Source organism: Pseudomonas fluorescens (genome assembly GCF_001307275.1).
GTDB classification, from domain to species: domain Bacteria; phylum Pseudomonadota; class Gammaproteobacteria; order Pseudomonadales; family Pseudomonadaceae; genus Aquipseudomonas; species Aquipseudomonas fluorescens_AA.
In genome coordinates this window covers 5,471,041-5,483,541 of the sequence record NZ_CP012831.1, presented here as the reverse complement: position 1 = coordinate 5,483,541, position 12,501 = coordinate 5,471,041, and the positions used below count along the sequence as shown (strand labels likewise).

Annotated in this window: 6 protein-coding genes; 4 read left to right on the top strand and 2 right to left on the bottom strand. The window is 63.5% G+C overall.

Features of this window, described 5'->3' with window-relative positions:
• Positions 1-13: 13 nt before the first annotated feature.
• Together AO356_RS24320 and AO356_RS24315 are read right to left on the bottom strand one after the other, a co-directional pair.
• On the bottom strand, positions 14-1,435 hold the full coding sequence (locus tag AO356_RS24320; protein ID WP_081015418.1) for a diaminobutyrate--2-oxoglutarate transaminase: 1,422 nt from the start codon (positions 1,433-1,435) through the stop codon (positions 14-16).
• Between the two features lie 106 nt (positions 1,436-1,541).
• Positions 1,542-3,602, bottom strand: a complete 2,061-nt coding sequence (locus AO356_RS24315) for a TonB-dependent receptor (RefSeq protein WP_060741937.1) — start codon at positions 3,600-3,602, stop codon at positions 1,542-1,544.
• A 247-nt stretch (positions 3,603-3,849) separates the two neighbouring features.
• Here AO356_RS24315 and AO356_RS24310 point away from each other — a divergent pair, with 247 nt between their 5' ends.
• From AO356_RS24310 to AO356_RS24295, 4 genes are all read left to right on the top strand, one after another.
• A complete protein-coding gene (locus tag AO356_RS24310) occupies positions 3,850-4,827 on the top strand; it encodes a TauD/TfdA family dioxygenase (protein ID WP_081015417.1) in 978 nt (325 codons plus the stop codon).
• A gap of 7 nt (positions 4,828-4,834) precedes the next feature.
• Positions 4,835-8,263 carry a condensation domain-containing protein gene (locus tag AO356_RS24305; RefSeq protein ID WP_060741936.1) on the top strand — a complete coding sequence of 1,143 codons (3,429 nt, stop codon included), beginning with the start codon at positions 4,835-4,837 and terminating at the stop codon, positions 8,261-8,263.
• A 17-nt stretch (positions 8,264-8,280) separates the two neighbouring features.
• Complete coding sequence (locus tag AO356_RS24300) at positions 8,281-9,327, top strand: TauD/TfdA family dioxygenase (RefSeq protein ID WP_060741935.1); 1,047 nt, start codon at positions 8,281-8,283, stop codon at positions 9,325-9,327.
• Between the two features lie 111 nt (positions 9,328-9,438).
• Positions 9,439-12,501, top strand: a complete 3,063-nt coding sequence (locus tag AO356_RS24295; protein WP_060743189.1) for a non-ribosomal peptide synthetase — start codon at positions 9,439-9,441, stop codon at positions 12,499-12,501.

Below are 12,501 nucleotides of genomic sequence, written 5' to 3'. Positions count from 1 at the left end.
CCTGACCCGATGATCAGCGTGCGAGACGCTCGTTGATCGTGCTCGCGGCCTGGAACAGGATTTTCCCGACAAAATCGATTTCCTGCTCGGTGATGATCAACGGCGGCAGGAAGCGGACGGTCGCGCCGTGGCGGCCGCCCAGTTCAACGATCAATCCGTGCTTCAGGCACGCCTGCTGGAAAGCCTTGGCCCGGGCCGTGTCCACCGGCGGATGACCCTGTACATCGGGGGTACCCTGAGGGTCGACGATTTCCATGCCGAGCATCAGGCCACGCCCACGCACATCACCGATCCAGTCGAACTCGTTTTGCAGTGCCTGCAATTGTTTTTGCAGGTGAGCCCCTACCGTTTCGGCGTGCTGGACCAGGCCTTGATCGCGGATGAAGCGCAAGGTCGCGGTACCCGCCGCCATCGCCAACTGATTACCACGGAACGTGCCGGCGTGGGCACCTGGCTGCCAGACGTCCAGGGACTCGTGGTAAACCATCACCGACAGCGGCAACCCGCCGCCAATGGCTTTGGACAGGGTGATGACATCCGGGGTGATGCCCGATTGCTCGAAGCCGAACATCCGCCCGCTACGGGCGATGCCGCACTGAATCTCGTCGACAATCAGCGGAATACCGTGGGCCTGGGTCAACCGGCGCAGTTCCTGCAGCCAACGGTCCGGCGCGGCAATCACCCCGCCCTCGCCCTGGATTGGCTCCAGGATCATCGCCGCGGGTGCGGTCACCCCACTTTCGGGGTCGTTGAGCAAGTGTTCGAGGTAGCGCACGTTCAAGGTGACCGCCTGATCGCCGGCCACCCCGAACGGGCAACGATAATCGTGGGGGAACGGCAGGCGCTGTACCCCTGGCATCAAGGCACCAAGGGCATTTTTGGGCGACAGGTTGCCACTGATGGCCAGCGTGCCCAGGGTCATCCCGTGATAGGCCCCTTCGAACGCCAGGACCGAGTGTCGCCCGGTGGCGGTGCGAGTCAGCTTGAGCGCGGCCTCGACCGCATCGGCCCCACTCGGGCCGCAGAACTGGATGCGTGCGTGACGAGCGAACTCGCTGGGCAGGCAAGCGAAAATTTCCTGGACGAATGCGTCCTTCACAGGTGTCATGAGGTCCAGGGTATGCATCGGCACGCCGGCCGCCATGACCTGGGTGATGGCTTCGATGATCACCGGGTGGTTGTGCCCCAGCGCCAGGGTCCCGGCACCGGCCAGGCAATCGACGAACACTTGCCCCCGGCTGTCCTGCACATAAATGCCATGGGCCCTTTCAAGCACCAGGGGAATGCGTCGCGGGTAACTGCGGGCGTTGGATTCCTGCTGTTGCTGACGCTCCAGCAGCGGCGTCGAATCGAGGCAGTAAGGGCTCGACAGACCGGTGTGCAACAGGCGTAGCTGTTGCGCGCCACCTGCTGTGACATTCGAAAAAGCACTCATGATTTCCTCCATGGAGGCTGGGTTTGGAAGGGAACGAACAGCCTGGAAACAAACATCCGAAACGTTGGAGCGGGCGCGGGGAGATTGCCTCCCCGCGCCCTTGGGTTTACATGTCGTAACGCAGAATCATCCCCACCGTGCGCGGTGCGCCGACGTCGATGATGTCGTCGTTGCGGTTGTTGGTGACGTATTCCTTGTCGAACGCGTTCTTCACGTAAGCGGAAACCGCGACGTTCTTGGTGACTTTGTACTCGGTGTTGAAATTCACCAGCACGTAGTTGTCGCTGCGGCGCTCACCGGTGACCTTGCCGCTGGCATCGAACTCGTATTCCGAAGGCGCGGTGCTCTGGTAGGTCACGTCCGTGCCGAATATCAGACGGTCGTCGAAGCGATAGACACCGCCCACGGACATCTTGTACTTGGGCGAGTAAAGGAACGATTCGCCGCTCCGGTCCTGCCCATTGTCCGCAACGAAGTCCTTGTATTTGGCATCGGTGATGGCGCCACCTACATTGAGGGTCAGTTGTTCGGTGATATCTTTTTCGACAAAGACCTCCAGGCCCTTGATGTCACTGCGACCGGCGTTGAAGATATCAATGACGTTGCTACCGTTCTCCCGCACACTGACCTGCTGGTCTTTCCAGTCGGTGTAGTACAGGTTGGCGCGGGTGCGCAGGGTCTTGTCGAAGAAGGAACCGCGATAGGACAGCTCGTAGTTGGTGGTGTATTCAGGGTCATAGGCCTGGTGACCACTACCGGAGCGCAGGTTGACACCGCCACCGCGATAGCCCTTCTGCACCATGAAACCGAGGTACTGGTCCGTTGCCAGTTCGTAGTCGATGCCCAGTTTCGGTAGCACGGCATCAAACGATTTTTTGATTTTCTCCGGGACGAAGCGGCCGTCCTCCTCGATATCGGTATCGTTCGTCTCGTGGTCGTAACGCAGGCCGGTGATCAACGTCCAGCGCGGCGCGAACGTCCAGTTCACTTCACCAAACACCGCCTTGTTTTCAATCTTGGTATCACCTTTGACGGTACGAACCAGTACGTCATCGAACAGCAACCGGTCGTGGAAGTTGTTGGTGTTGTGGCCATAGTAGGCCCCGACGAAACTCTTCACCGTGTCCGAGGCGTAATTCAGACGCAGCTCCTGACTGAACAGGTTACCGTCCTGTTTACGCAGAACGACCTCGTTGTCCACGGCAGTCTGGTCGAAGTCCAGGCGGTTGCTGTAGTCCGTACTGGTATTGGCGGTCATGCTTGTCAGCGACCAGGCATCGTTCAGGCGATAGTCCACCTTGGCGCTGAGGGTGTCCTGCTTGAGGTTGTCGAAGGCCTTGGTGTTGGACGCGATGTCGTAGTAGCTCGGCTTGCCGTTGACGCGCATGGTCGAACGGTCGCCCTGGCGGTGTTCGCTGTGGGCGTAGGTCAAGAGGACATCGGTGTCATCGTTAGGCAGGATCAGCAATTTGCCGCGGGTGTTGCTGGTGCGACGCGGGTTGGCGTCGTCATTGAGCGTGGTGTTGCGGATATAGCCGTCACCTTCGCCGTAATCCACGGCGATACGCCCGGCGATCTTGTCATCCACGATGGCCCCGCCACCCGCCACGGCCGCGCCGTGCTCACCGTAGTTGCCCACGCTGGTCTGCGCCGAGAAACTCGGTTCGAAGGTTGGGTTCTTGGTCTGGATGACCACCGCACCCGCCAGGGAGTTACGACCTTGGGTGGTGGATTGCGGGCCAAGGAAAACCTCGACCTGCTCGGCATCCCACAGCGGAACCGGGCTGAGGGTCAGTGCGCGGTTGGGCTGCACGGCACCGTCGACATACACCGACACCGCACCGTTGAGAGCCGCCGGGCCCTGATCGTCAAAACCGGACACCGGCACGCCACGGATACCCCAGTTCTCATTGCCAGCCTGGCTATAGACGCCGGGCGTGCGGGCAAACACATCCACCAGGTCCTTGTCGCCGTGCTCACGCAGATTCTTGTCGGTGACGACCACGACGCTGGACTGGGTCTTTTCGAGGGTACGGTCGATCTTTTCACCGGTCACGGTGATTGGAGCGATCTCCATCTTGCCGGCTTCTTCAGCCGCCCAAGCGCCGTTGCTCAAGCCTATGGCCGACCCTACAGCCAACGCAATTGTGTTCTTTTTGAAATTCACGCCCCGCTCCCCTGCGACAGATATTTTTGGTTTTTTGAGCTGGCCGAAGGCTGTTTGGCGCCAGCGGAGCGGAGTCTAATCCAAAAAAAAAATTAAATAAATAGTATTGATAATCCCTCTCATTTGTACCTAGTATGTCGTCTTGTATTGAATTGAATACATTACAGACGAGTCCTACACAACCGACCGCTGCCCTGCTTTCAAGGTCTTGTGACTGGTCGAAGAAGCTATAAGAGGATGCACAAGGATGACCTCAATCGAACACCTGAACGGGCGTTCCGAACTGTTTTCAATGGCGCCCACGGATGCAAGCGCCCAAGCGCTGCCCGTGCTGGTGCAGGGGACATCGGGACAGTCGATCCATGACCTGGACGCCTCGATTCGCGACGGCCTGGCCCAGGTCCTGACTAAGGTGGGCGGCGTATTGTTCCGCGGCTTCACCGTCGCCACCCCCATCGATTTCAAGCGCTTCGCCGCCAGCTTCGGCGCGCCGCTGGCCAGCTACGAATTCGGCTCCACGCCGCGCAGCAAAGTCTTCGCCGGGGTCTATAGCTCCACCGAGTACCCGGCCCATCAGTTCATTCCGTTGCACAACGAACAGGCCTACACCCGCCCCTGGCCTTCGCGCATCTGGTTCCACTGCATCAAGGCCAGTGAAACCGGCGGCGAGACCCCGATTGCCGACAGCCGCCTGATCTACCAGCGCATGCCTGCCGACATCCGCGAGCTGTTCGCCAGCCGCGAGCTGCTTTATGTGCGCAACTACAGTGGCGCCCTGGACCTGCCCTGGGAAAAAGTCTTCAACACCCAGGACCGCGCCCAGGTCGAACGCTACTGCCAGGACAACGACATCGAATGGGAATGGAAAGCCGACGGCGACCTGCGCACCCGCCAGCGTTGCGCCGCCGTGCAGCAGCATCCCGAGACCGGTGAGTGGGTCTGGTTCAACCAGGCGCACCTGTTCCATGTCTCGGCCATCGAACCGAGCGTACGCGCCAGCCTGCTGGCGGCGGTGGGTGAAGAAAACCTGCCGCGCCATGTCTATTTCGGCGACGGTTCGCCGATCGCCGACGACATGCTCGACACCGTGCGCGAGGTCTATCGCGAGACTGCCATCAGTTTCCCCTGGCAGCCCGGCGATATCCTGATGCTCGACAACCGACTGGTGGCACACGGTCGCAATCCTTTCACCGGTGACCGCAAAGTCATCGTGGCCATGGCGTGAACTGCACATGTTTTCATTCGAACACTGGATCGACGTGCTGGAAGCCAACGCCCAGCACTTCCCTCAGCGTGCCGCCCTGCATTTTTTGCCGGACGGCGTAGAGATTGGCGAAACCCTGACGTTTGCCCAACTGCACGAGCAATCCCGCTCCCTGGCGGCCGCGTTGCAAGCGCGTTATGCACCGGGTGATCGGGTACTGTTGATGCTGCCCAGCAGCCTCGACTACGCTCGCGCCTTCTGCGCTTGCCTGTATGCGGGCCTGATTGCGGTGCCGTTGTTTCCACCACCGTCGCGCAAACCGCGCCACCTCGACCGCGTGCGCAACGTGGTGGTGGATGCCGAGCCGGCACTGATTCTCGCCCCGGCGGATTATTGCGAAGGCTTGCTGGAACTGGTGGAGGGCCGGGTCGATGTGCTGACTGTCCAGGACCTGGGCACACCACCGGCCAGCCAGTGGCAACGCCCGGTCATCGACGCTTCGACCGTGGCCTTCCTGCAATACACCTCGGGGTCTACCGGCTCGCCGAAAGGCGTCGAAGTACGTCAGCGCAATCTGATCGCCAACGTCGAACTGATGCGCCAGGCCTACGCTTTCGACGAACACGGCGCCATGGTCAACTGGCTGCCGCTGTACCACGACATGGGCCTGATCGGCGGTATGCTGGCCCCGCTCTACAGCGGCATGCCGTGCTACCTGATGGCTTCCCAGACCTTCGTCAATGCGCCGTCGACCTGGTTGCAAGCGTTGAGTCGCTATCGCGCCACCGCCAGTTTCGCCCCCAACTTCGCTTATGCCCTGTGCAACCGCGTGGTCAGCGATAACCTCATCGCGCAGCTCGACCTGAGCGCCTGGAAGCACGCGATCAACGGCGCCGAACCGATCCACCCTGGCACCCTCGAAGCGTTCGCCCAGCGCTTTGCCGCCTGTGGCCTCGACCCATTGGCCATCAGCCCCGGTTATGGCCAGGCCGAAGCGACCCTGTGTGTCAGCGCCACGCCGGCCGACGCGCTGCCGGTGGTGCTGCGCCTGGACAAGGCCGTGCTGGAGACCGGCCGCGTGGCGCTGGCGGCGACCGATGCCGCCGCCGTGGAGTTCGTCGCCTGTGGTTACCCGCAAGCCCTGCACAGCATTGCCATCGTCGACCCGCAAACCTTCGAGCAATGCGCCGCCGATCGCATTGGCGAAGTCTGGCTCAAGGGCCCGAGCAACGCCGAATCCTATTGGAAGAATCCCGAAGCCACGCGCGAAGCCTTTGAAGCCCGGATTGTCGGTTCATCGGAGCATTACCTGCGCTCCGGCGACCTGGGCTTCATGCACGAAGGCCAAGTCGTGATCTGCGGACGGCTCAAGGACCTGTTGATTCTCAATGGGCGCAACCTCTACCCCCACGACATCGAATTCGCCATTACCGACGCCGAGCCGGGCATCCGCACCGGGCGCATTGCCGCCTTCTCGGAAATGGACCCGGCACTGGGTCGCGAGAAGCTGGTGATTGTCGCCGAGCCGCAACGCAAGTTCGTCGACCCGGCGCATCACCCGGCGCTGTTCGCATCAATGCAAAACGCCGTGCGCGAAGCCGCCGACTGTGGCATCGATCAGATCGTGCTGGTGCAAGCCGGCACCATCCCGATGACCACCAGCGGCAAGATCGCCCGTCAAGGCGCACGCAAACAGCTCGCTGCAGGCACGCTGAGCATCATCGCCCAGAGCGGTGCCGTGCCGGCCTCGAACGGCGTGGCCCTCGACCTTGCCCAGCTCAAGCGCCTGGCGACCGAAACGCCGCAACAGGCCCAAGCCGCCTGCCGCCAATGGCTGGAACAGACGCTGCACGCGGTCAACCCGTATTTTTCCGCCGACTTCGACCTCAGCCTGATCGGCCAGGGCCTGGACTCCATCGGCGTGGCCGACTTCGCCGCGCGCCTGCACAAGGACCTGGGCTGGAACCTCGATACCCAAGATCTGTTCGGGGAAACCACCCTCGGCCAATGGGCGCTGGCCCTGCAAGACCTCCTGAATCAGCCGGTGCCGACGGCCGAGGCTTCGACCGAGCAGGCCAACCTCAGCCAGGGGCATCAATCGTTCGCCCAGCGTCGCCTGTGGTTCCTGCGCCAACTGAACCCGGACGACACCCGCCACAACCTGGTGCTGCACCTGCGCCTGCAAGGTCCGCTGAACATCGAGACGCTGGCCCTGCGGTTGAACACGCTGGTCGAGCGACATGGCGTGCTGCGCACGGTGTACCGCGACGGTGTCGATGGCCCGCAACAACACGTGTTGCCGGCCACGGCGGTAGCGCTGGTCCATCATGATGTGCGTGAGCAGAATGAAGCGCAGCAACAACAGACGCTGAGCCAGCGCTTGGCCCACGAACACGCCACCCCCGTCGATTTGCAAGCCGGCCCGCTGCTGCGGGCGCAGTTATTCAGCCGACATGACCAACAGCATGACCTGCTGCTGACCCTGCACCACATCGCCTTCGACGGGCGCTCGGCGCAACTATTGCTGGCGGAACTGGCGGGGGCGGCCGACGCCGCGCTCCCGGAGCAATACCTCGATTTCGCCCAATGGGAAGCCCGGCACTGGAACGAACAGCGGATCGCCGACGAGCAGGACTTCTGGTGCGGACACTTGGCCGGCATGCCCCAAACCTTGGAGCTGGGTGGCAGCGGCCAGGCCCCGGGCGAACACAGCCTGGACTTCACCGTGCCCCAGGCCAGCTGCGAGCGGTTGGCAGCGCTGGCCCGCGAGCAAGGCATGACCTTGTTCATGCTGTTGCTGGGCAGTTACCAATTGGTGCTCAAGCAACTGGGCGGCCAGCAGCAATTCCTGCTGGGCACCGACGTCAGCGGACGACCACTGGCCGAGCACAACGATGTCATCGGCTTCTTCGTCAACCAGTTGACCCTGCGCTGTGACCTGCGTGGCGAGCCGACCCTGGCCGGTTTCCTTGAGCGGGTTCGCGATGAAGCGCGCCTGGCCTACGCCCATCAAAGCCTGCCTTTCGATCTGGTGGTCTCGGCCCTCGCGCCGCAGCGCCGTCCCGGTCACTCGCCGCTGTTCCAGGTCAAGCTCAACTATCAACCGTCACGGGTGACCCCGACCGCCATCGCCGGCGCGCAGTTGGCCGCGCTGGACGTGGCCCAGGCACCAGGGGATTTCCACCTGGTACTCGACCTCGTGCACGGCAGCGAAGGCCTTGCCGCGACCCTCAAGTATCGCGGCGACTACTTCGACCAGGGCCGAGCCTTGCGCCTGCAGCACCTGTGGACGTGCCTGCTGGAACACCTGCACACCCTGCTGGACGAGCCGTTGCCGGCACTGGCCGAGCGCATCGACAGCTGGGACCAGGCCTTTGCCCGTGAGCGGCAACAGTCCCAGGCACTGGCCGGTCGCAGCCAGATGATGCAAGCCAAACGTCGCTCCTTGTCCCTTTAACCGAGTCGGATGCCGTTATGTCTATCGTGCCCCCATCGCCACGCGCCCTCGGCGCCGTGCGTCGCAAAGCCATGAACGTCTCGGAACAACAACTGGTGACCGAGCGCCTGCTCAGCCCGGACCATGCCCTGCCCCTGGTGATCGAGCCAGCGGTCAGTGGCGTCGACCTGATCGCCTGGGCCACCCGGGAACGCGAGTCGTTGGAAAAGAAACTGCTGCAGTACGGCGCCCTGCTGTTTCGTGGCTTCAACGTCGCGTCCGTCGAGCAGTTCGACCAGGTGATCGCCGCCCTTTCCCCCGGAGCGCTGGAATACATGTTCCGTGCCTCGCCCCGGACACGGGTCGGCGGCAATATCTACACCTCGACCGACTACCCGGCCGACCAGATGATCTTCCCCCACAACGAACACTCCTACTCACCGCGCTTCCCGCTGCGGCTGTTCTTCTACTGCCAACTGCCGTCCGAGACCGGCGGTGAAACACCGATCGGCTCGACCCGCGCCGTGAAGGCCAGGATCAGCCCGCAGATCGAAGCGCGGTTCCGGGAAAAAGGCGTGCTGTACGTTCGCAACTACGGCGATGGTTTCGGCCTGCCGTGGCAGACCGTGTTCCAGTCCGAAGACCGTGGCGAAGTGGAAGCCTACTGCGCCAGCGTCGGCATCGAAGTGGAATGGAAAGACCACAATCGCCTGCGCACCCGCCAACGCGGGCCGGCCGTGGTGCGCCATCCGCGCACCGGCGAAGAGGTCTGGTTCAACCACGCCACGTTCTTCCACATCAGCACCCTGCCTGGGCGAATCCGCGATTCGCTGCAAAGCAACTTCAACGACCTCGACCTGCCCACCAACACCTTTTATGGCGATGGCGAACCCATCGAGCCCCAGGTCCTGGAGTCGCTACGCGCGGCCTACCTCGACTCGCTGGTGCGGTTCAGTTGGCAACAGGGGGACGTGTTGTTCATCGACAACATGCTCGCTGTGCACGGTCGCGAACCCTTTACCGGCAAGCGCGCCATCATGACCGGCATGGCTGAAGCCCTGCTGTCGAGCGACGTTGCCGTCTGACATTCAACGGGTCCACCCGCCGTTCGCAGGAGGCTTGCCTGACCCATGTCCAGCAAGCCCCAGCGTCTGTGCGGCGATCCAGGCTCAAGCCCTTTTCCAGTCGAGATGAACATGAGCGGACTTCAAGGTTTTCGTATTTCGCCGCAACAGGCATCGGTTTACCCCCACATCAATGGCGCGGCGGAGCACCCGTTCAGTTGCCATTTGCAATGGTCGCTGTCGCAACCGCAGGACATCGACGCCCTGAACAAGCGCCTGCAGGCGCTGGTGGCCGACAGTGAAATCCTGCGCACGCGCCTGATGCCCGTGCCCGGCCTGCGCCACCCGGTGCAGGTGATCGACGAAACCGCTCCGCTGGCGGTGAAGCTCCAGGACCTGCGTCAATACAACCACGCCGACCAGGACGCCGCGCTGGCCCAACTCGCCGACCAGCCCCGCGACTGGACGTCTCCCCTGTACGTGACCCTGGTGCGCCTGTCCGATGAACAGACGATCCTGGACCTGGCGGCGGCCAGCAGCCACTTCGACCTCGCCAGCCTGAAATGGCTGGCCGGTGCACTGCTGCAAGACAGCGCCACGGACCTGTCCGACACCTTGCAGTACGCCGACTACGCCGAATGGCGCTGGAGCCTGGTTGAAGACGCGCCGGACCATCCGGGCGTGAGTTTCTGGAAACCCTCGGGCGAAACCGAACAGGCCACCCTGCAACTGTCCCTCGAATCGATCCTCGAAGGCGGGTTTGCGCCGACCCGATTGGACCTGGCGCTGCCGGCCGACCTCGCCCGCCACCCGGCCCTGACCCCGGACGTGCTGCTGGCGGCATGGGCAGCGGTATTGGGACGACTGGCCGGCCAACAACAGGTGCCGCTCACCCTGATCCATGAAAGTCGCGGCGCGGAACTGGAGAACACCCTGGGTCTGTTCGAGCAGTGCCTGCCCGTGAACATCGAACTGGATGCCCAGGTGACCCTGCTGGAGCAAAGCGCGCAAGTAGCCGCCACCCTGGAACGGGCGGTCGGCTGGCAGGACTATTACACCGGCACCCTCGACGCCGGATACGCCTTTGCCTGGCGCTCGGGCGATGCCCGGGAGCGTCATGCCAGCGCGGTGATGAATCCGCTGAAGGCATGCCTGAACGTCCGCCAGTTGCCCGACGGCCTGCACGCGCAACTGGTCTACGACCGCCATGCCCTCAGCGCCGAAGCCGCCGGCTGCCTTGCCGAGCAATGGCTGCAACTGCTGCAAGGTGCCCTGGCGGAACCGCAACAGGCCTGGGCCCAGTTGCCCCTGGGCGGTGCACTGCAATCCCAACTGATTGGCGCCGGCGCGAGCGTGCCGTCCATCGAACCCGTGACGCTGGTGGAATTGATTGCCCGTCAGGTTCGCCAGCAACCGAACGCCATCGCCCTCAGCGACCAGGACGGTGACCTCAGCTACAGCCGCCTCGACGCCTGCGCCACGCAACTGGCCCATCGACTGGTCGCTGCCGGCATCGGCCCCGGGGTGCCCGTCGGCATCCTGTTCGCCCGCAGCAACGCGGCCATCGTTGCCATGCTCGCCGTCTTGAAAGCCGGTGGCGCCTACGTGCCAGTCGACCCGACCTACCCGGCCGACCGCCGCGCCTACATGCTCGCCGACAGCGCCATTGCCCACATCGTGGTCAGCGCCGAACTGGCCGACAGCGTGCCGGACCATCTGCAACGCTTCGTGCTGGACGACCTGGCAACGCCGGACCTCGGCGATTGGCCGGCGCTGCCGTTGCCGGACGCGAACGACCTCGCTTACCTGATCTACACCTCCGGCTCCACCGGTGCGCCGAAAGCCGTGGAAATCAGCCATGGCGCGCTGAGTTTCTCGACCCAAGTGCGCATGGCCGCCTATGAGACGCCCGTGCGCGCCTACCTGCTGCTGTCCTCGTTTGCCTTCGACAGTTCGGTCGCCGGGATTTTCTGGACCCTGGCCCAAGGCGGACGCCTGGTGTTGCCCGCCCCGGGTGAAGAGCTGGAGATGGCTCGCCTGGCGCAGTTGATTGCCCAGCATCAGGTCAGCCACGGCCTGTCGCTGCCATCGCTGTACCAGGCCCTGCTCGATCAATTGCAGCGCAGCGACGCAGCCGCTCCCCTCGCCTGCTGGATCGTCGCCGGTGAAGCTTGCCCGCCGTCGCTGATCGCGCAACACAGCAAGACCCTGCCACACGCCCGGCTGGTGAACGAATACGGTCCCACTGAAGCGACGGTCTGGGCCACCTATGAAGTGTTGGAGCCCAGCCGGAACGTCAGCATCGGCCGCCCCATCGCCGGCATGGACCTGCGCCTGCTGAACGAATTCGACCGCGCTTGCGGCATTGGCGAACCGGGCGAGATCGTCCTCGCCGGCCCGACCCTGGCCCGCGGCTATCGCAACAAGCCCGAAGAAACCGCCAAGGCCTTCGTCACCCTGGCCGACGGCACTCGCGCCTACCGTACGGGCGACCTGGCCTGCTGGTTGGCCGACGGACGCCTGGCGTTCCTGGGCCGCAAGGACCATCAAGTCAAGGTCCGCGGCTACCGCATCGAACTGGGCGAAATCGAACGCCAGTTGTGCAGCCACAGCGACGTGCGCGAAGCCGCGGTGATCGTCCAGGAACATGCCGCTGGCAAACGCCTGCTCGCCTACATCCTGGCCGCCCACGGCTACGCGCCGGATTCGGAGGCGATCAAGCGCTTCCTCGGTGAACGCCTGCCGTCGTACATGGTGCCGGCCCTGGTGCTGACCCTGGCAAGCTTTCCGCGCACGCCCAACGGCAAGCTCGACACCCGCCAGTTGCCCGACCCGGACCAGTTCGACGAAAACGCCCACGTGGCGCCGCGCAACGCCATGGAAACCGCCCTGCAAGCGATCGTCGCCAAGGTCTTGAAACTCTCGACAGTGAGTGTCACCGACAACTTCTTCGCCATCGGCGGTGACTCGATCCTGAGCCTGCAAGTGGTGGCCCAGGCCCACGAGCAAGGCATCGCGCTGTCGGCCAAGCAAGTCTTCGAACGCCAGACCATCGCGGCCATGGCCGAGGTCGCGCAACCGCTGGAGCCGAGCGCCGCCGAGCCGCAAGCCGACAGCACCGAGTTCAGCGCCTCGGGCCTGTCCGATGACGAAATGCAAGCGCTGATGGCCGAACTGGACGAGGCCGACCTGTGA